The sequence below is a fragment of the Salinibacter sp. 10B genome (genome assembly GCF_002954405.1).
Classification (GTDB): domain Bacteria; phylum Bacteroidota; class Rhodothermia; order Rhodothermales; family Salinibacteraceae; genus Salinibacter.
The window spans coordinates 3,871,940-3,892,921 of sequence record NZ_MQWC01000004.1; the positions used below are offsets into that span (position 1 = coordinate 3,871,940).

17 protein-coding genes are annotated in these 20,982 nt (G+C 60.1%); 14 read left to right on the forward strand and 3 right to left on the reverse strand.

All coding sequences use genetic code 11. The annotated features are described in order from the left end of the window. The first annotated feature begins 16 nt into the window (after positions 1-16). The 8 genes from rplJ to BSZ35_RS15785 all read left to right on the forward strand — a co-directional run bounded on the left by rplJ (position 17) and on the right by BSZ35_RS15785 (position 15,281). Positions 17-553, forward strand: a complete 537-nt coding sequence (rplJ, locus tag BSZ35_RS15750; protein ID WP_105013331.1) for a 50S ribosomal protein L10 — start codon at positions 17-19, stop codon at positions 551-553. Positions 554-691: 138 nt separating this feature from the next. Then, positions 692-1,075 (forward strand): 50S ribosomal protein L7/L12, encoded by a 384-nt coding sequence (gene rplL, locus BSZ35_RS15755; RefSeq protein WP_105013332.1) that lies wholly within the window; start codon positions 692-694, stop codon positions 1,073-1,075. 871 nt (positions 1,076-1,946) lie between these two features. Continuing rightward, positions 1,947-5,810 (forward strand): DNA-directed RNA polymerase subunit beta, encoded by a 3,864-nt coding sequence (rpoB, locus tag BSZ35_RS15760; RefSeq protein ID WP_105013333.1) that lies wholly within the window; start codon positions 1,947-1,949, stop codon positions 5,808-5,810. Positions 5,811-5,898: 88 nt separating this feature from the next. Further along, entirely contained in the window at positions 5,899-10,242 is a 4,344-nt protein-coding gene (gene rpoC / locus BSZ35_RS15765; protein WP_105013334.1) for a DNA-directed RNA polymerase subunit beta', read from the forward strand. Between the two features lie 337 nt (positions 10,243-10,579). Next, a complete protein-coding gene (locus tag BSZ35_RS15770) occupies positions 10,580-12,037 on the forward strand; it encodes a DUF92 domain-containing protein (RefSeq protein WP_105013335.1) in 1,458 nt (485 codons plus the stop codon). Positions 12,038-12,166: 129 nt separating this feature from the next. Further along, a complete protein-coding gene (locus BSZ35_RS15775) occupies positions 12,167-13,531 on the forward strand; it encodes a dicarboxylate/amino acid:cation symporter (protein ID WP_105013336.1) in 1,365 nt (454 codons plus the stop codon). A gap of 116 nt (positions 13,532-13,647) precedes the next feature. Next, the gene (locus tag BSZ35_RS15780) at positions 13,648-15,057 is read left to right on the forward strand and encodes a deoxyribodipyrimidine photo-lyase (RefSeq protein WP_105013337.1); all 1,410 of its coding nucleotides are present in this window, start codon (positions 13,648-13,650) and stop codon (positions 15,055-15,057) included. 8 nt (positions 15,058-15,065) lie between these two features. Further along, positions 15,066-15,281 (forward strand): hypothetical protein, encoded by a 216-nt coding sequence (locus BSZ35_RS15785; protein WP_146110133.1) that lies wholly within the window; start codon positions 15,066-15,068, stop codon positions 15,279-15,281. Positions 15,282-15,498: 217 nt separating this feature from the next. On the opposite strand, the gene BSZ35_RS15790 is transcribed toward BSZ35_RS15785, so the two are convergent. From BSZ35_RS15790 to BSZ35_RS15795, 3 genes are all read right to left on the reverse strand, one after another. Then, on the reverse strand, positions 15,499-15,984 hold the full coding sequence (locus BSZ35_RS15790; protein ID WP_105013339.1) for a hypothetical protein: 486 nt from the start codon (positions 15,982-15,984) through the stop codon (positions 15,499-15,501). Positions 15,985-16,109: 125 nt separating this feature from the next. Further along, positions 16,110-16,262, reverse strand: a complete 153-nt coding sequence (locus tag BSZ35_RS19610; protein ID WP_181149374.1) for a hypothetical protein — start codon at positions 16,260-16,262, stop codon at positions 16,110-16,112. A 331-nt stretch (positions 16,263-16,593) separates the two neighbouring features. Then, a complete protein-coding gene (locus BSZ35_RS15795; protein WP_105013340.1) occupies positions 16,594-16,950 on the reverse strand; it encodes a hypothetical protein in 357 nt (118 codons plus the stop codon). Positions 16,951-17,332: 382 nt separating this feature from the next. Here BSZ35_RS15795 and BSZ35_RS15800 point away from each other — a divergent pair, with 382 nt between their 5' ends. The 6 genes from BSZ35_RS15800 (at position 17,333) to BSZ35_RS15825 (ending at position 20,782) form a co-directional block, all read left to right on the forward strand. Next, positions 17,333-17,764: a YbjN domain-containing protein gene (locus tag BSZ35_RS15800; protein ID WP_105013341.1), complete on the forward strand. Its 432-nt coding sequence runs from the start codon at positions 17,333-17,335 to the stop codon at positions 17,762-17,764. Between the two features lie 151 nt (positions 17,765-17,915). After that, positions 17,916-18,623, forward strand: a complete 708-nt coding sequence (locus BSZ35_RS15805; RefSeq protein WP_105013342.1) for a PspA/IM30 family protein — start codon at positions 17,916-17,918, stop codon at positions 18,621-18,623. A 96-nt stretch (positions 18,624-18,719) separates the two neighbouring features. Continuing rightward, on the forward strand, positions 18,720-19,424 hold the full coding sequence (locus tag BSZ35_RS15810; protein ID WP_105013343.1) for a DUF4178 domain-containing protein: 705 nt from the start codon (positions 18,720-18,722) through the stop codon (positions 19,422-19,424). Positions 19,425-19,444: 20 nt separating this feature from the next. Beyond that, entirely contained in the window at positions 19,445-19,810 is a 366-nt protein-coding gene (locus BSZ35_RS15815; protein WP_105013344.1) for a J domain-containing protein, read from the forward strand. Between the two features lie 51 nt (positions 19,811-19,861). Continuing rightward, positions 19,862-20,254, forward strand: coding sequence for an adenosylmethionine decarboxylase (speD, locus tag BSZ35_RS15820; RefSeq protein WP_105013345.1), 393 nt, complete (start codon positions 19,862-19,864; stop codon positions 20,252-20,254). 54 nt (positions 20,255-20,308) lie between these two features. Further along, a complete protein-coding gene (locus BSZ35_RS15825) occupies positions 20,309-20,782 on the forward strand; it encodes a DUF1648 domain-containing protein (RefSeq protein WP_181149375.1) in 474 nt (157 codons plus the stop codon). The last annotated feature ends 200 nt before the right edge of the window (positions 20,783-20,982 follow it).

Below are 20,982 nucleotides of genomic sequence, written 5' to 3' on the forward strand. Positions count from 1 at the left end.
TTCTACAGATGACACCATGTCGAAGACGCGAGCCGAGAAAGCTGAAATCATTGACGACATCGGGCAGAAGCTCGATGAGTATCCCATCATCTACCTGACGAACTTTGCCGGACTCACGGTGGCCCAGTCGAATGACCTGCGGGGCCGCTTCCGCGAGGCCGGCGTGGATTATCAGGTTACAAAGAACACCCTGGCGCAGATTGCCCTCGATCGCCAAGAGGGCATGGATGCCCTCGAAGAGTTCTTTCATGGGCCCACCGCGGTGGCGTATAGCGAAGATCCGGCCAAGCCGGCCCGCGTGATTCAGGACTTCCTGGAAGAAGAGGACATGGAACGTCCTGAGTTGAAGGTGGCCTGGATTGAAGGGGAGCTGTACGAGGGACCGGAGGCGCTCGATACGCTGGCCGACCTTAAGTCCCGCGAGGAGCTTATCGGCGAGATTGTGGGGCTACTGCTGTCGCCGGCCCAGAACATTGCGGGCGGCCTTACCAGCTCCGGGCAGAATCTTGCTGGCATTCTCAAGTCGCTTTCCGAGCGCGAGGAAGAAGAGTAGTATCGCCGCTGGCCGGTCCGTCGACCTGGCCCGGTACCAGCATCGAACACCGACACTCATTCACCCTTAATGTGCGGCGCAGTCCCGAAGAGTGTCGGGACCGAGACCGCCGCAGGCACATAGACCGACTACAATCTCATGGCTGACATCGAAGAACTTGCTGAACAGCTCGTTGGACTCACCATCAAGGAAGCCAACGAGTTGGCGAATCATCTCGAAGAAGAATACGACATCAAGCCGGCCTCGGCCGGGGTCGCCGTAGCAGCCGGCGACGGGGGCGGCGGCGAAGGCGGCGGCGAAGAGGAAGAGCAGACCGCCTTCGACGTGGTGCTCACCGGCATTGGCGGCAACAAGATTCAGGTCATTAAGGAGGTCCGCTCGATTACCGGACTCGGCCTGAAGGAAGCCAAGTCCCTGGTCGACGAGGCCCCGAACCCTGTGAAAGAAGGCCTTGCGAAAGACGAGGCCGAAGAGCTCAAGGCCCAGCTCGAAGAGGCCGGAGCAGAAATTGAGCTTCAGTAGTCGGAGCGGGCCTGACGAAGACGGTCGGGCTCCCATCCGATACATTCCTCAGCGCCGACAGGCCGACTCTCGATCAGGGGGTTGGCCTTCGGCGTCTACACAGAGGAATACAGATTTTAGAGGCTTTCACTGAAACAACCATGGACCGGGGGCGTTGACTTTCCCTGCCTTTGGGCTATCGTACCGGTTCGTGCCTTCGCTCTAGTCCGCGGCATCCGTTCAGCTCAGAGAACACTTCTGGCTGCATCGAGCTGTCCCAACGTCCTGAATGGCAGCTGCTCAATGTGCCCTTTCAGCGTTTTCGGCTCATGCCGATCCACACCCAGGCATCTGGGCAGGTTCTGCTCGAGGGGCGAGCAGTGTCCGGGACGACCCGGATGTACGTGTTGGCTTCGGGGGGGATCGGGGGCGCGGGCATCCCCGGCGGGTCATCACGATGGTGGGGGAGGATTGGGACTCGTCTCCCTTCGAAGATGGGTGGAGACAAGCATGATGGCGGGCGCCCCGCCAATCTGGTTGAAATAAATCCATCCGCGTACGGTCGATCCCCGCATGGCTAATGAGGCACACGCCACTGGTGGGAGGAGAGGAGGAGAACACTCCCCAGATACAAGAGGCGCCCCTGGGGCGGAAATGCAGTACAAAGGGGCAGGCACCGCTTCAACCAGTTGTGCATGGTCACCGACACTGACTTCATGGGATGCGCTCAGGGTTGTTCGATCTCCCCGGTCACTGAGCATCAACCGCTGCCTGCGGCCCGCCACACCTGAGCCGTTTTCTAATTCCTTCGGGTTTGGGGCGTCCAATACCTGTGGATGGAAAGCCTTTCTCTGCGATTGTTTTACACTCCGCGAGCGAACTCCTGTAGCTTATGCCGACCCTTCTCAACGGGAATATTTCTACCAGCGGACACCTTGAAGACGCGAAGCCGCGCAAAAGCTTCGCCGACATTCCGTCCGTTTGGGACTATCCGGACTTCTTGGACGTCCAAATCAAGACGTTCCATGATTTCGTCCAGGACGACGTCCCCCCCGAAGACCGCGAAAATGTCGGTCTCCAGGAAGTCTTTAACGAGCACTTCCCGATTAAGGACAGTCGGGAGCGGTACACGCTCGAGTTTGTGAGTTATGAGCTCGATGCGCCGAAGCACACCGTGCAGGAATGCATGGACCAGGGATTGACCTACACGGTTCCCCTGAAGGCGACCCTTCGCCTCACGAGCAAAGAGGAGGACGGAGACGAAGAGGCCATCGAAGCCATCGAGCAGGAGGTATATCTCGGCACGTTGCCGTTTATGACGGACCGGGGGACCTTCATCGTGAATGGCGCTGAGCGCGTCATCGTCTCCCAACTCCACCGGAGTCCGGGGGTCTTCTTCGGAAAAGAAATCCACTCCAACGGCACTGAGCTTTTCAGCGCCCGCGTCATTCCGTTCCGGGGATCCTGGATGGAATTCTCGACTGACGTGCGTGACGTGCTGTGGTCCTATGTGGACCGGAAGAAAAAGGTGCCGGTCACGACGCTTCTCCGGGCGCTGGGCTACTCCAGCGACGAGGAGATCATCCGGATGTTTGGGTTTGCCGATCCGGTGGACATCGAGAGCGAGGAGGAGTTTGAGGAATACCTCGACCGTGAGCTTGCGACGAGCGTCACGATCGACAAGACCATCGAGATCGTCGATGAGGATACCGGCGAAGTTGTAGATGAGGAGATGGAGCGAGAGGTGCTCCTGCCGGCCGAGCACGAACTGGAGGAGGGCGACTGGGAGGTGCTTGATGAGCACGACATTACGCGGGTGTATCTCGTCCGAGAAGACACCGACGACGATGAGCTCGATAAGAGCACCCTCGTCGAAACGCTCAAGAAGGACCCGACGCACACGGAAGACGAGGCGCTGAATCACCTCTATCAGAAGCTTCGAGGAAGTGAGGCGCCGGACATCGACTCCGCCCAGCAGGCGCTCGATCGCCTCTTCTTCAATGAGAAGCGCTACGACCTTGGCGATGTAGGTCGCCACCGCATCAACGAGCGGCTCGGGATCAATGTCGAGGAGGACACGCAGGTGCTCACGAAGGAGGACGTGGTGGGCATCGTGCGGGAGCTGGTGAAGCTCCAGAACGGCGAGAGCTCGGCTGACGACATCGACCACCTTAGCAACCGCCGTGTCAAGTCCGTCGGGGAGCAGTTGGGATCGCAGTTCTCGCTCGGGCTGGCTCGCATGGCCCGCACCATCAAGGAGCGAATGAATCTGCGGGACGCCGACAAGTTTACTCCGAAGGACCTGGTGAATGCCCGGACGATTGAGAGCGTGATCAACACGTTCTTCGGGACGAACCAGCTCAGCCAGTTCATGGATCAGACCAATCCGCTGGCGGAGATGACCCACAAGCGCCGCATGTCGGCGCTGGGGCCGGGCGGATTGACGCGGGAGCGCGCGGGCTTTGAGGTCCGAGACGTGCACTATACGCACTATGGCCGCCTCTGCCCGATCGAGACGCCGGAGGGGCCGAATATTGGGCTCATGCTCTCGCTCTGCGTTCACTCCACGATCAACGACTTCGGCTTCCTCGAAACGCCGTACCGCGTCGTAGAGGATGGACAGGTTACCGACGAAGTGGAGTACCTCACGGCCGACGAAGAGGACAAAGCCATCATCGCGCAGGCCAACGCGCCGATTGATGAGGACGGCAACTTTGTGCGTGACGAGGTCCGCTGCCGATATCAGGGAGATTTCCCGGGGGTGCCGCCCGAAGATGTCCAATACATGGACGTGGCGCCGAACCAGATTGTCTCTCCTTCGGCCAGTCTCGTGCCCTTCCTTTCGCACAACGACGCCAACCGTGCCCTCATGGGTTCCAACATGCAGCGGCAGGGCGTTCCGCTGCTGCGCGGAGACTCTCCGATCGTAGGAACGGGCCTTGAAGGCCGGGCCGCGAAGGACTCTCGGGCCTGCGTCGTGGCAGAAGGCGACGGCGAAATCGAGTATGTCGACGCCGAGAAAATTGTGGTTCGCTACGATGAGGAACAGGACGACATGGACCTCACCTTCGGCGAGCCGGTGCGCGAGTACGAGCTCACCAAATTCCGCCGGACCAACCAGGGCACGTGCATGAATCAGAAGCCCATCGTCCAGAAGGGCGACCGGGTGGAAGAAGGCGAGGTGCTTACGGACGGCTTTGCCACCGAGAAGGGCGAGCTGGCCCTCGGCAAAAACGTGCTCTGCGCGTTCATGCCGTGGCACGGATACAACTACGAGGACGCAATCGTGATTAGCGAGCGCCTCGTGGCCGACGACGTATACACCTCCGTCCACATCGAAGAGTTTGAGCATGAGGTGCGGGATACGAAGCGTGGGGAGGAGGAACTCACCCGCGAGATTCCGAACGTCAGCGAGGAAGCAACGAAGGACCTCGACGAGCGCGGTATCATCCGCGTGGGGGCCGAGGTGACGCCGGGAGACATCATTGTCGGAAAGATTACCCCGAAGGGCGAGACCGACCCGACGCCGGAAGAGAAGCTTCTCCGCGCCATCTTCGGCGACAAGGCGGGGGACGTGAAGGATGCCTCGTTGAAGGCGAAGCCGGGCATGGAGGGCGGTGTCGTGATCGACACGAAGCTCTTCAGTCGGCGTGAGCTGGACCCAGCTTCGAAGAAGATGGAGGAGAAGCGGCTCGAAAACATTGAGGATCAGCACGAGCGCAAGCTCGACGATCTCAATGAGCGCTTCTGGAATAAATTCTTCTCGATTGTCGGGGGCGAAACGTCGGAAGGCTTGGAGGACCGGGACGGAACGGTCATCCTCTCCGAAGGCGCCGAGTTTGAGCGAGAGGCGTTTGAAGACGTCGATCCGGCAGACATCAGCGTGCGGGCCACCTTCACCGACGATGAGGAGTTGAACGACAAGATTCGCACGCTCCTTCGCAACTACAAGTCGCGTCGCCGCGACATCGAGGGCAAAACGAAGCGCGAGAAGCATCAGGTCGAGATGGGCGACGAGTTGCCCGCCGGCATCGTGCAGATGGCGAAGGTCTATGTGGCCCGGAAGAAGAAAATTGAGGTGGGCGACAAGATGGCCGGGCGCCACGGCAACAAGGGCGTTATCGCCAAAATTGCACCGGTAGAGGACATGCCGTTCCTCGAAGACGGAACGCCGGTCGATCTCGTTCTGAACCCGCTGGGCGTACCGTCCCGAATGAACCTCGGGCAGATTTACGAGACGCTGCTCGGGTGGGCCGGCGACAAGCTCGGCATCAAGTACTCGACCCCGATCTTCGACGGCGCCTCGCTCGAAGACGTGGGCGATGAGCTGGAAGAGGCCGGTCTGCCGCGCGACGGCAAGGCGCAGTTGTACGATGGCCGTACCGGAGAGCCGTTCGACGAGAAGACGACGGTGGGCCAGATCTACATGATGAAGCTGGAGCACCTGGTCGAGGACAAGATGCACGCCCGCTCGATCGGGCCGTACAGCCTCATTACGCAGCAGCCGCTCGGCGGCAAGGCGCAGTTCGGTGGGCAGCGCCTCGGCGAGATGGAGGTGTGGGCGCTCTACGCCTACGGTGCCTCCAGCACGCTGCAGGAGATGCTCACCTACAAGTCCGACGACGTGCAGGGCCGGTCCGAGGCCTACGAGTCGATCGTGAAGGGGAAGAACCTCCCGTCGCCGGGAGTGCCCGAGAGCTTCAACGTCCTGGTGCGCGAGCTTCAGGGACTGGGCCTCGAGGTGACGCTCGACTAAATTTTGGGTTTCCGATTGCGGGATCTAGAGACCGTCTCCGCCGCCCGCAGTCCACCTATGCTCCAAAATCCAAGATCCACACTATTATATGCCGTACGGAAACTCGAAGGAGATCGAAAAGAACTTCGATAACATCACCATCAGCCTTGCCTCTCCGGAGGACATCCTGGATCGGTCCTACGGCGAGGTCATGAAGCCTGAAACCATCAACTACCGGTCGTTCAAGCCGGAGATGGGAGGGCTGTTCTGCGAGAAAATCTTCGGCCCGGTCAAGGACTACGAGTGTCACTGCGGGAAGTACAAGCGCATTCGGTACAAGGGCATTATCTGTGACCGGTGCGGCGTAGAGGTGACTCGCAAGGCCGTTCGTCGTGAGCGTATGGGGCACATTACCCTCAGCGTGCCAGTGGTGCACATCTGGTACTTTAAGACGCTTCCGAACAAGATCGGCCACCTTCTGGGCCTGAAGTCGAAGGACCTGGAGAAGGTGATCTACTACGAAAACTACATCGTCATTCAGCCGGGCTCGGCCGAGCGGTTGGGTGTGGAGAAGAACCAGCTCCTGACTGAGGAGGAGTATTTCGACATCCTCTACCAGATTCGGGAGGACAACAACCGGCTCGATGACGACGACCCCGACAAGTTTATCGCTATGATCGGGGGCGAGGCAATCGAGACGATGCTGGAGCGACTGGAGCTCGACAAGATTGCGCAGGAGCTTCGCTACCAGGTCAAGACCGAGACCAGTCAGCAGCGGAAGGCGAAGGCCCTCAAGCGCCTGAATGTTGTGGAGGCCTTTCGGGAGGCGAACAAGGACGGCACCAACAAGCCGTCGTGGATGGTGATGCGCGTGATTCCGGTGATTCCGCCGGAGCTGCGTCCGCTTGTGCCGTTGGACGGCGGACGGTTTGCGACCAGCGACCTCAACGACCTTTATCGCCGGGTGATTATCCGCAACAACCGGCTCAAGCGCCTCATCGACATTAAGGCGCCGGAGGTTATTCTCCGCAACGAGAAGCGAATGTTGCAGGAGGCGGTCGACTCGCTCTTCGACAATAGTCGCAAGTCCAATTCGGTGCGCGGCTCCTCGAACCGGCCCCTCAAGAGCCTCAGCGACATGCTGAAGGGCAAGCAGGGGCGCTTCCGTCAGAATTTGCTCGGGAAGCGTGTCGACTATTCCGGACGTTCGGTGATTGTGTCCGGCCCGCACCTGGAACTTCACCAGTGCGGCCTGCCAAAGGAAATGGCCGTCGAGCTCTTCAAGCCGTTTATCATTCGACGGCTCATCGAGCGGGGGATCGTCAAGACGGTGAAGAGTGCCAAGAAGTACGTCGACCAAAAATCGCAGGACGTCTGGGATATTTTGGAGAAGGTTATACAGGGGAGGCCGGTCTTACTCAACCGTGCCCCCACGCTTCACCGTCTCGGCATTCAGGCCTTCCAGCCGGTCCTCACCGAGAGCAAGGCCATCGAGATTCACCCGCTGGTCTGTCCGGCGTACAACGCCGACTTTGACGGCGACCAGATGGCCGTGCACGTGCCGCTTTCCCACGAGGCGTGCCTGGAGAGCATGGTGCTGATGCTGTCGAGCCACAACGTGCGAAGCCCGGCCGACGGTGGGCCGCTGGCGGTGCCGAGCCAGGACATGGTCCTCGGTCTCTACTACATTACGAAGGCGAAGGCCAACCAGAAGGGCGAGGGCATGCGCTTCGCGAGTGTCGACGAGGTGCGGCAGGCGTACGACCAGGACAGGGTGGCCCTCCACGCCAAGATTAAGCTGCGCGATCCGGACGGATCGGGCGAAATCCTGAGCACGACCGTCGGTCGTGTCATCTTCAACGAGACGCTCCCCGACGGGCTGGACTTCGTCAACGAGGTGCTCACGACGAAGAACATCCGCCCGGTCATCGCGAATGTCTTGAAGAAGACGGGCTTCAAGAAGACGGCCCGCTTCCTTGACGACATCAAGGACATGGGCTTCCGGCGCTCCACGACGTCGGGCATGACGTTCTCCCTTTCCGACATCATTATTCCGGAGGAGAAGGAGAAACTCATCGAGGAGGCCAATGAGAAGGTACAGAAGGCCGAGCAGAACTACTCGATGGGCTTCATCACCGACAACGAGCGGTACAACCAGGTCATCGACGTCTGGACGAAGACGAACAACCGGGTCTCCCAGGTGCTCTTCAACGCCCTGAAGGAGCACAAGGAAGGCTTCAACCCGATCTTTACGATGGCCGACTCCGGCGCGCGTGGATCGAAGGAGCAGATTCGTCAGCTCGGCGGTATGCGTGGGCTGATGGCCAAGCCGCAGAAGAGCGTGGGCGAAGGCGGCGGCGAGATTCTGGAGAACCCGATCCTCTCCAACTTCAAGGAGGGCCTGTCGGTGCAGGAGTACTTCATTAGCACCCACGGTTCGCGGAAGGGACTGGCCGACACGGCGCTTAAGACCGCCGATGCCGGTTATCTCACGCGTCGTCTCGTGGACGTGACGCAGAGCGTAACGGTGACGGAGCACGACTGCGGCACGCTGCGCGGCATTAGCGTGGGGGCGCTGAAGGACAACGAAGAGATTGTGGCACCGCTCTCCGATCGCATCGAGGGCCGGGTATCGGTGCACGATGTGTACGATCCCCACACCGACGAGCTGATCGTCGAGGCCAACGAGCTGATCACAGAGGAGATTGCGGACCGCATTGCCGAGACCTCGATCGAGGAGATCGAGATTCGCTCGGTGCTCACCTGTGAGGCACAGCGCGGAGTGTGCACGCTCTGCTACGGACAGAACCTGGCGACCGGGCGCATGGTCGAGGTGGGCGAGTCCATCGGCGTGGTGGCCGCTCAGTCCATTGGGGAGCCGGGGACGCAGCTTACCCTCCGGACCTTCCACACGGGCGGTACAGCGACGCGCGTCTCGGCCGAGTCGACGATCCAGGCCAAGTTCGACGGCACCGTCGAGTTTGAAAACCTGCGGACGGTGACGTACGAAGACTCCGACGGTCCGAAGGAGATCGTACTGACGCGTCAGGGCGAGATCCGCATCATGGATTCCGATGAGGACGGCCGCGAACTCACCAGCTACGTGGTGCCGTACGGCGCTGAACTTACCGTTGAGGAGGAGGCCGAGGTGGAGGAGGGAGATGTTCTCGCCAGCTGGGACCCCTACAACAGCCTCATCCTCACGGAGGCCACGGGGACGGTGCGCTTCGAGGATGTCATCGAAGGCACGACCTACCGGGAAGAGACCGACGAGCAGACCGGCCACAAGGAGAAGGTCATTGTGGAGAGTCGGGAGCGCACCCTTACTCCGACGATCGTCGTCGAGACCGACGACGGCGACGAGCGAGACTACAACATGCCGGTCGACGCCCGTATCCAGGTGGATGAGGGCGATAAGGTGCAGGCCGGACAGACCCTCGCGAAGATGCCGCGCCAGGCCGCACAAACCAGCGACATTACCGGGGGTCTGCCGCGCGTCGAGGAGCTTTTCGAGGCCCGCACCCCCGACGAACCGGCCGAGGTCAGCGAGATCGACGGCATTGTGAGCTTCGGCGACCGGAAGCGCGGTTCGCAGGAGGTCATCGTCACGAGCCGCGACGGGGAGATGGAGAAGAGCTACATGGTTTCTCTCTCCAAGCACATGCTCGTCCATGAGGGCGACTACGTGGAGGCCGGCGACCGGCTTTCGGACGGCCAGATTGCCCCGCACGACATCCTGTCAATCAAGGGGCCGCGCGCCGTGCAGGAGCACCTCCTCAACGAAGTGCAGGAGGTTTACCGCCTCCAGGGCGTCGACATCGACGACAAACACTTCGAGGTTGTGATCCGGCAGATGATGAAGCGGGTGAACATTACCTCGCCGGGCGACACCCACTTCCTCGAAGAGGACGTGGTGGATCGCCAGAAGATGGCCGAGGCCAACGACGAGCTCTACGACAAGTTTGTCGTAACCGACCCGAGCGATGCCGACGTGAAGATCGGCGAGATCATCAGTCGGCGGCGACTCCGAGAGCTGAACTCCGACCTGAAGCGGGAAGACAAGCCGGAGATTGAGGTTCGTGAGGCTCGGCCTGCTGTGGGTGAGCCGGTCCTGCTTGGCATCACGAAGGCGTCGCTTGCGACCGACTCCTTCATCTCGGCGGCCTCCTTTCAGGAGACGACGAAGGTGCTCACGAACGCGGCCATCGAGGCGAAGACCGACCCGCTCGACGGGCTCAAGGAGAACGTCATCGTGGGCCACTCGATTCCGGCCGGAACGGGACAGCGGCAGTATCGCGACCTCGTGGTGGGCTCGAAGTCCGAACTCGAGGAACTGCAGGCGGCCATTGGCGGCGACGGCGAGGCGGCCGGTGGCGATGGAGCTGCCGGCGACGGCGCGCCGAGCGAGGACGAGGTTGAGCAAATCGAGGCCTCCTCTGAGTCGGAGGGATAAGCCTGAGCACGCTACGTGCTTTCCACATTTGATTGAATGTAGAAGGCCCCAGCACCTTGTGGTGTTGGGGCCTTTTTACAGGGCTCTAGCAGCCGAGTCAAAACAATCACGTCAGGTGCTGGGCGCATCTCGATCTCATCGGCAGGCATGCGCCATGTGCTGATAACGCCGTGGATCTATCCCCTTTTGCCAAGCCGACGGGGGCTCAAAAGTCCCTAATCCCAACGGTTGACATCGAAAACCACGCACCATTTCTGCTTGTACGCAGACGAGTTGGCGAGGGGGACTTCCTTCGGGGGGGCGGCGAGCACGTCCTGACCACTGTTCTCTCTGTGCTATGACGATCTTTGATGCGCTGGTGCTGTTGGGGGCCGCCTTCGGAATTGGAGGGCTCGTCGCTGGGGGAGAGGGTCTCCGACGGATGGGCGTGTCGGCCACCGGGACGCGACGGATTGTTCATGCCGGAGTGTGTGTTTTCGTCGCCGCCGCGCCCTGGGCGTTCTCCGGGCCGGGTCCCCTATATCTCCTTGCGGGAGGCTTCGTTCTAGTCAATGCGGGCGCGTGGGGACTCGGCTGGTGGCCGAGTGTGCACGCTGCTCGGCCGTCGAGTTGGGGCACCATCGCGCTCCCCGCGGCCGTGCTGCCGGCCTTGGCTGTTACGTGGAGCGCGGCGCCCAGTCGAATTCCCCTCTTTCAGATCGCGTTTCTAGTAGTTGGACTGGCCGATCCAGTCGCGGCCTGGGTGGGGCAGCAGTACGGACAGCGGCGTCTTACGGACTCGGCAACCCTGTGGGGGATCTTGGCCTTTGCGGGAAGTGCATTCCTGCTCGTGACACTTGTCCTTCAGGGAACGGGGAAGCCCTTGGCGTATGCGGTGTCCGTTGCCGTACTGGTTGCCGTGGCAGCCACGACGGTGGAGGCAATCAGTCAGAACGGATGGGACAACCTCACCGTCGTCATTGCGATTCTTTCGGTACTGGTGCCGGTATGGGAGGGGACTGTGCCTCTTGTTCACATGGCAGGAGCGATGGCGGTGGGGGCAGGCGTTGGAGCAGGGGCGTGGTGGGCAGGGACGCTCGACGGGCCCGGAGCATCCGCGGGGGCCCTCTTCGCAGCGTCCCTTGTCGGTCTCGGCGGCGCTCCGTGGGCCGTGCCCGCGCTCGCGTTCTTCGTTCTGTCGAGTGCGTTGTCCGCCCTTCCGGCACGGGATGATAGGGGACCGGCCCCAGATGTTCGGCGCACACTTCGTCAGGTGATGGCCAATGGAGGAGGGGCCTGGGCGCTTCTCCTCATTTGCGCCCTTGGAGCCGGAGGAACGGTCCTTTGTGCAGGCTGCTACGCAGGATTTCTCGGCGCTCTGGCGTCCGCCGCGGCCGACACCTGGGCGACCGAAGTGGGAACGCGATACGCCGGACGTCCTGTTTCGCTGATCGATGGAATGCGGGTATCGAGGGGGGCATCGGGGGCAATTTCCGTGCTTGGGACCGTTGCGGCTCTTTTGGGGGCCGCCACCGTGGCCCTCGCTGCTCACGTGTCGGCCTCCGGGGATCTCCTTGGGGCAGTACCGGTGGGAGGAATCATCGGGGCCGGCCTGATTGGGATGGGATGCGATAGTCTCGTGGGGGCGACGCTCCAGGCGCAGTACGCGCCGCGGGCAGGAACGGCAGCGCCCGAGCGCCCAGCTACGCCAACGGAACGGCCGGTTCGTGGGTGGGGGATGGTGGACAACGACGTGGTGAATGGGATCGGGTCCACCGGAGGCGCAATCGCGGCTGTGCTTTTCTGGCTGATATAGCAGGGGGCGTAAGAGTAACCTTCACGAGATCGGTGCTCGACGTGGTTGTATGGCCACGCGCTCTCTTTTTATTTATGTATCGGTACTACCTTCCTGTCGCTCGTGACTCTACCGAAATGACGTGTGTCCATGGCCTGGTATAAACAGCTGCACTGGCAAATCCTTATTGGTCTCGTTCTTGGTCTTGCCTACGGAGTCGTTGCGGCGAGTGCCGGGTGGGCCGGATTTACGAGCGACTGGATTGCGCCGTTCGGGACCATCTTCCTGAACTTGCTGAAGCTGATCGCGGTCCCCCTCATTTTGGCTTCATTGGTGGTAGGAGTAGCGTCGCTCCGAGATCTCAAGAAACTCTCCCGAATTGGGGGAAAGACGCTAGGGCTGTACCTGCTCACTACCACGATCGCACTTACGCTCGGGCTCGTTCTGGTGAATACCCTACAGCCCGGCAACACTGTGACCCAGGAAACCCAGACGAAGTTGGAGCAGACCTATCAGGATGAGGTTGAGATGAGCAAGAAGCTCGCCTCAGACGCAAAAAACCGTGGTCCCCTCCAGCCGCTCGTTGATCTGGTGCCCGCCAACTTCTTCAGTTCGGCGTCGGACAATGGAAATATGCTCCAGATCGTGTTCGTTGCCATTTTCATCGGCATCGGTCTGCTTCTAATTCCGAAAGAGGATGCCGAACCCTTACTCTCGTTCTTTCGGAGTCTGAATGAGCTCGTGATCAGGCTCATTGACCTCATTATGTATACGGCGCCGATCGGGGTCTTCGGGCTGCTCGCGGACGCCATCACGTCCATTGCTACGGGAAGTGCGGGCAACATCGTGAGTTTGCTTGGGGCGCTCGGGTTCTATTGTCTGACCGTGGTGATTGGGCTGGCGATCATGGTCTTTCTTGTGTATCCCATCTTTATGTCGCTCTTCACGCCGGTTGCAGTGGGCGACTACTTCCAGGCCATCCTGCCGGCGCAGCTCGTGGCGTTTTCGACCTCGTCGAGCGGCGGCACCCTGCCGGTGACGATGGAAGTGTCGGAGAAAAACCTTGGGGTGTCGGAGGAGATTGCGTCGTTCGTACTGCCGCTCGGAGCGACCATCAATATGGATGGCACGGCCCTCTACCAGTCGGTCGCGGCCGTTTTCATTGCCCAGGTGCTTGGCATTGGGCTTGCCATCTCCCAGCAACTGAACATTGTGCTGTTGGCAACGCTGGCTTCGATCGGGGCCGCCGCGGTGCCGAGCGCCGGAACTGTTATGCTCGTCGTGATCCTGGAGTCGATTGGCGTGCCCAGCGCTGGCATCGCGCTCATCTGGGCGGCAGACCGGCCCCTCGACATGCTTCGCACGACAAACAACGTGACGGGCGACACGATGGTCGCTTCTGTCATCGCGCAGTCCGAAGGGCAGCTGAATTTTCCGACCAACGGGGTGCAGATGGACGTGATGGACGTGCAGGACACTCCTCAGACGGAGTCTGCGGAGGAGACCACTGCCTGACCCGTCGGCTCGAAACGATTCCGTCACGACTCGGCACCGGGGGGAAGCGGACGGAAAGGGAGGCACGGATATCGGTTCTACAGATCCGGAGTTTTGCTCGCCAATCTCCTTGATTCATGTCTGCTGTTCCTCCTGCTCGCGTTCGGGCTCTCAACGATGCCGCCGTTCGGGGCACGCGCCGGTACGTTCTGTACTGGATGCAGCAGTCGCAGCGGGCCCAGCACAACCCCGCATTGGACTATGCCATTCAGCGGGCCAACGACTTGGGGAAGCCGCTCCTCGTCGTCTTTGGGCTGACGGACGACTATCCGGAGGCCAATCGTCGTCATTACACGTTCATGCTCGAGGGGCTCCGAGAGACGCAGGAGGCGATGCAAGAGCGGGGAGTCATGATGGTTGTGCGTCACGGGGCGCCCGATGCGGTCGCGCTGTCGTATGCGGATGCCGCCGCGGTGCTGGTGACCGATCGGGGATACCTGCGTCATCAGAAGCGGTGGCGGCGACGGGTAGCCGATGAAGCATCCTGTCTGGTGACGGAAGTGGAAGGGGACGTAGTGGTGCCGGTCGAGACGGTCACCGACAAGGCAGAGTACGCCGCCCGCACGATCCGTCCGAAGATTCACGAGCACCTCGACCGGTTTCTTGCGCTTCCTGAGCCGGCTTCAGTTCGCATTCCGTCGATGGACCTAGAGGTGGACGACGGCCTCGTCCTCAACAATGTAGAGGCGGTTGCAGACCAACTGGACCTGGATGACAGCGTGGCTCCTGTCCGGGCTCTGTACCGCGGCGGCTTTTCGGAAGCGGAGGCGATTCTGGAGTCTTTCCAGCAGAAGCACCTGGACGGCTACGACGAGAACCGAAATCAGGTGCAGTCGAGTGCGGTTTCGCACATGAGCAAGTATCTGCACTTTGGACAGATCTCGCCGGTGTGGCTGGCCCAGCAGATCCAAGAGACGGAGGCGCCGGAGGAGGACATTGAGTCCTACCTTGAAGAGCTGATTGTTCGACGAGAGCTGGCCGTCAACCACGTACATTTTCGGCCGGATACCTACGACGACTTCGCGTGCCTTCCAGAGTGGGCGCGCGAGACGCTCACCGATCATGCCGACGATGAGCGCGAGCATGTGTACACCCAGACGGAGTTGGAGGGAAGCAATACACACGATCCGTACTGGAACGCCGCGATGAAGGAGATGCGAGAGACCGGTTACATGCATAACTACATGCGCATGTACTGGGGCAAGAAAATTCTGGAATGGTCTCCTGATCCCCAAACGGCCTTTGAATGGACGCTGGCGCTCAATAACCGATATTTTCTGGATGGACGGGATCCAAACTCTTACGCAAATGTGGCCTGGGTCTTCGGGCTACACGACCGCGGCTGGAAGGAGCGTCCAGTGTACGGGAAGGTGCGGTACATGAGTAAGGGGGGGCTTGAGCGGAAGGCCGACCCCGACGCTTACGTGGAAAAAGTAGATCGCCTGTCGGCTGAGGCACAGGCTCCCTCCGAACGGAATCGTGGATGATCAACGCCATGGATAACACCCGAAAAGGTCAACTATTTCACCTCACGTTTTGGGGCGCTGCCCTCTTGTACGTATGGGTGATTGCAATGCTCTGGCTTGGTCCGGAGTGGGGAATGTCGGGACGTACCTACTTCTTTGTCGCCATTTTGCCCGCTGTTGTGGGGGTTGTGTCGATGGCGGCCGCAGTAGGGCTCTACATGGATCTGTATCAAGACGACTCCTGAAGCGTCCCGAGTACACGTCTATGCGACGATCTCCTTTGGTACCAGTGTCCCAAGCGTCGTTGGGGCACGGAAGTGTGGACGTATGGATGTGGACGTCACGTTCATCCGCGCCTCCAGACTTCCATACCCACGCGAGGCCGAAGGTCCGCTGACGCAGTACCCCTTGCAGCCGGAGGCGATATGCCGTCGAGGCGAATCAGAAGGCGTGCGCAGAGGGCTATACTGTCGCCTGCTCGGTCGTCTTGGTATTGATCCAGGCTGGATTGATGCCCCCGATGATGCTCCCGTAGATGAGATGCAGCACGAGGGTTGCCACGACGTACTTCGCCGCAGAGCCGAGGTAGAGGGGATGATCGGGAGCGAGTGTGTGCCCAATTCCGCCAGCGCCGAAGATGCCCCATCCGATAAGCGGAGAGTAGACCAGCATCATGAAAAGCCAGAGGCCTACTGCGAGAGTGAGGCCGGCCTTCACGTCGATGTCAGCGCCGGCATAGGCCACGAGGACAACGGACCAGGTGGCGCCGTAGCCGAAGTGGGCGAGAAGGGGGAGGGGGCCGATGTTCAGGCCGAACTGCTCAAGGAAGGCGGCCGAGGGAGGAAGATTAAACGGGGCGATGCCCGTCCCGTGAATTCCAAGGGTGAGGAAGGCAAACATTACAAGGCTGCCGAAAGCCCCGACGACTGCTGCTTTAAACCACTTCATGATCACTGTGCTGGGTTGGTGAGCGGAGCCAGAAGAACGCGCACCGAATCCTGATGAATGCGCGTCCTTTTTGTCGGTCTCACGCCAGAACGTTACGTACGACCAGCACATTCAGCGCTCCCGGATCAGTTCACCGTTGTTTGTTGCTCGAATTCGATCCAAACGTCGAGGCCGCGACCAGAGCCAAATGGAGATCCGGCAGCGGCGTAGGCATGTCGTCGAGCTTTCCATTCGAGGTCGACGAAGACACGGAGGGCGGTGCGCTCTGAGTCAGTCATGGCACGGGGAGGGGATTTTGCAAAACAGCGTCATGGGACAGACACACAGAAGCCCAGAGTCTAACGTTGCTATGAACGCAGGAGGCTTCACGAGCGAAGACGGACGACGCGACGAGAAGGGAAAAGGTTGTGGTTGGATCCGCGAGGCAGAAGCAGAGCAGTTCGACGGCGCGAAGACCTAGAGCGCCGATTCGAATAGCGGGAGGCGCCAAGGAGGCTCGAAGGGGCCGGCCGAGCCCCGGTCTCAAAGCGCTACGGGAGACAGAAGGAGCCCGTCCCCACTCAGATCTTGTTGGGCTGTCGAGGGGCCATTCCCCTCCTCCTGGGGGAATCACACAACGTCCACTTCCCCCTCAATGCCATTTTCCTCCAGCGTGTCTCGGATGGAAGGGGCAATGCTATACTCAATAGAGCTGGGCATGACCTTCGCCACGAGCCACGCGATAACCCCCTGCTCCCAGGCTGCCTTCGCCGGGTTGTCGATAGTGATTTCCATGCCCTGAGAGCCTTTCTTCTTGACGGTCACGTCGATGCCCCGGCCGGCGAGGCCCTTTTGCAGGCGATCGGCCATCTGGTTGCGCACGGCCGATTCGATGTTTGCCCCGGCCATGGCGCCGGACCGCATGGCCTGGGATCCCATCTGGCGTTGGGCAAGTTGCTGAGCGTCGAGAATCAAAACCTCAATCATGGGGACAACCGGGCTGCGACGAAAACACGAAGGAGAGACGTACCAATCCGAAGCAAAACCGCAACTGCCTGTGGGGCGCACAAGGACGACGCGCCACGTTTCTGAAACAGGAGAAGGCGTGTTTGCGGGGAATGGTACATGCCAACATCAAATGGATCGCTCGTATTGACGAGTTGGGCTCCGAGTTTCCGACTGCGAATAATTTTCGACTTGGCGGTGCGCACTGAACGGGGAAGCCTTTCAAGAAATCCATACCCGTCAATCCGACAGAGGGACATCAAGGGGGATCCACTTGTGGTTGATTCTTGACGGGAGGAGGGTGAATTCGTACAATACCAAAATGACACCTCCTATTTCCCTTCTCATCGATTCTGTCTCTCTTATGGAAACGACTCAAGCTGAGCGCGATGCTGAGGTTTTTCAGACCATTTGTAACTGGGTGGGCGACATCGGGCTGGTCATCTCAAGAAAAAATACTGACGAGTATCTTCTCGTCGTCGAGGATGAGGAGCGTGGCATCTCCAACATGGTAATCGACTGTGAAGACCCGATTGTCGAGATTCAACAGTCCATCATGGCAGTGCCGGGCGAGGCCGACACTGCTCATTTGTTCGAACGGCTGCTTCAAATGAACGGCACGCTCGTGCACGGCGCGTTCATGTTGAGTGACGATGGGACACAGATTCGTTTTCGCGACACCCTGCGGCTCGGCACGCTCGATTTGGAGGAGCTGCGTGGGACGATCAATGCCCTCCACTTCGCTCTGGAGGAGTATGGCGACGAGCTCATCGATCTGCGCCGTAGCCTCGACTAGTGTGCGACGGGGGAGCGTTGAGCATCCGGCGCTTGAGGCGTCGGATGACCGACAGCTCTGATTTTCGACTCAGCGTTGCCTCCTGTGATTTCCATTCTCGGAGCAGAATTGTCCGAATTCCTCTCGGTTCTTCACCAACCCCTGATCAGTCATGAGTCTATTCAAGCGCGCTATCAACATGTTCAAGTCCGAAGCCAACGCCGCCCTCGATGAGGCGGAGGACCCCGAGAAGATGCTTAAACAGGGCATCCGCGACCTCAAGAGTGACCTGCGCGATGCCAAGGAGGCGCTCGCCGAGACGAAGTCGGTGGTCAACAAGCTGGAGCGAGATTTGAACGAGGCCCGCAAGCGAGCCGACAAGTATCAGAGCGACGCCAAGAAGCTATTACAGAGAGGCAAGGAGGGAGATATGGATGAGCAGAAGGCCGACCAGCTGGCCCGGAAGGCCCTCAACGAAAAGAAGCAGGCCGAAAGCAAGGTCGAACAGCTCCAGTCCAGCTACGAGTCGCAGAAGAAACAGGCCGACCAGCTACAGCAGCAGGTGAGCAAACTGCAACAGAAGATCAGCCAGTATGAGAGTGAGCTAACCACCCTACGTGCCCGCTCAAAGGCCGCGACCGCTACGCGCAAGGTGAATGAGGAGCTCGCCCAGAGCGATAGTGACGGGACCATCGCCATGATGGAGCGAATGAAGGAGAAGGTGGAGAAGGAGGAAGACATGGCGGAGGCCTATGGGGAAATGGCGGAAGAAAACAAGAGCGTGGACCAGGAAATCGAAGATGCACTCGGGGAAGCGAGCAGTTCCGACACCGACGACGAACTCGCAGCGTTGAAAGCGGAGCTCGATAGCGAGAAGTAACGAGCGGCCTCAGCGTTTGGGGAGGCTCCCCTGCCGTCACTCTGAGCTTCCTTCGAGAACGCTCGTCGCGTCTACTCCACAGCTTCACCTCGACTGATGGGTACTTCAGGCTCGCTCGACCAGCTGCGCGAGGGCTTCATGCTCGACTATGATATGCGCACCTGGGAGGTGAGGGGACACAAAACATACGAGCAGGAGGGATGGCCGGCCGATGAATGGAGGCTTACATGCGGAGGAGACGTGCTTTTTCTGGAGCATGAGTACGTGCAGGGCGATCTCTTTCGGCTGCTGCGTCCGGCTGACATTACCGACGTCACGGTTGAGGGGGAGCCCTTTCTGGCGGCGGTGCGTGAAGAGGATCCTCCCAATACCGTTACCTACCAGGGCGAGGAGTACGTTCTGGCCGAGGAGGACGCACGGATTCAGGATTCGTCGAGTCGGGTCGTTCGTTCCCGTAGCGATGCCTGGCTGATGGGGGTATGTGGAGGAATTGCTGAGCATCTGGACATCCCGCCGACCTACGCTCGGATTGGGTTTATCGCGGCGATTCTGGTGTCGGGACTCTTTTCCGGTGGAGGATCGGGATGTCTTCTGATTCCAGGGTACTTTATCGTAGGGGCGAGCATGTCGAAAGCGCCTCCGTCGCCTCCAAGAGACGACCTTTCCCACTACTGGGTGTACCAGGGGGAGGAGGGGTTCGTGGCGTTTCAATGTCTGGGAAGCAACGACTGGCACGTGTACGCCGGACGTGAAGTAGAGCCGTACGAATTCGACAACATTCTCCCTCGCGCGTCCTCTTAAATGCACCTTCTCTGCCTGTCATGTCTCTCTCCCGTCGCTTGAAGCGCATTGTTCGGGCCCATCTCGGCGACCTCCGTGCAGATTCGAACGGGCCGGAGACGACGGACGTAGACTGGGACGATCCGCTGTCGTCGGAGCCGCCGTCCGGTTCGGGGGCGTCGTCCGCCGAGGTGCCGCCCGACGTTGCGAAGGCGTACCGGGCGCTGGAAGTGCCGGTGGGGAGTGACCGCGAAACCGTGAAAACGGGCTACCGGCGCGTAATGAAACAGTATCATCAAGACCGCTTCGAACAGGACGAGGAGAAGCGGGAAGTGGCAGGTGAGGTCTCCAAGCGCGTCAATGCGGCCTATCAGCGCGTTCTCGAATACCTGGACGAGTCGTCCTGAGCGTTCTACATCGTCTCCCCATCCGTTTTTGCATATCTACATTCCTGTCCCATGTCGAGTGTATCGTCCGCCTCCGATTCGGCCTCTTTCGGTGCCCCCGAATCGTGCTACGGGCGGCACCTGATCTGCGAACTCTACGGGGCCTCTCGTCTTGCCGATGTGGAGCACGTCACACACGTGTTGGAGCAAGCGGCGGAGGTGTGTGGGGCCACCCTGCTGGAAACGCACCTCCATCCCTTTGAGGAAAATGGGGGCGTGACGGGGGTCATTCTCCTGGCCGAATCTCACATCACGATCCATACGTGGCCGGAGCACGACTATGCTGCTGTTGATATCTTCCTCTGCGGTGACTGTGCTCCTGAGGACGGGGTGCCGGTATTAAAGGAGGCCTTTGCGCCCGATACCGTACAGCAGGCTACGTTTGAGCGCGGACGCCCCTCTTGAAGGACGGAACGGAGTTAGACTGGTATGTACATCAGAAATCGGATCCCCCACCTCGTGAACGCCGGAGTCCTGATCGTTGTGTTGGTGGGGAGTTTGTTGCTGTACCCCACTCTTCCTGAGCAGATGCCCCATCACTTCAGTGTTTATGGGACGGCCGATGCCTACTGGGGGACAACCCTGGGACGTTGGCTGTTACTCCCGGGCCTGAGCATTCTTAATGCGGGAACTCTGTACGGGACGGCCTGGGTCGTGACGAATGTTCCTGCATCCTGGATCAGTGTGCCTGGTCAAGAGGCCGATGAATTGTCGACCGACACCGAACAGAAACGCGTACGGCGAACCGTGGAGCGGGCCTTGTACTGGATGGCGACGTTCACGCTCTTCCTTTTCGTTGCCCTTCAGGGGGGCATCTACTACGTAGCTGTGACCCCCGCAACGTCGCTTCCAGCGCTCGTTATGGGCATGCAGGTGCTAGGACTCCTGGGCATTGGGAGCGTCACCGTGAGACTGGTCTGGGAGTCTTCGTAGAGGACGGTCGGTCCGACGTGGCGTTTGCATCATCCAAAGACCTGCACACGAAAGAGAGGGGGGAGGACTGGAGCTTCGAAGGATGAGATCCCGGCACGCGGAAACCGATTCCTGCATATTTTTCCTAGTTGAGATGTTTCCCTGAACGGAACTCCCCCTCCCTCTATACATCGAATATCGGCGATACTTGATGAAATAGG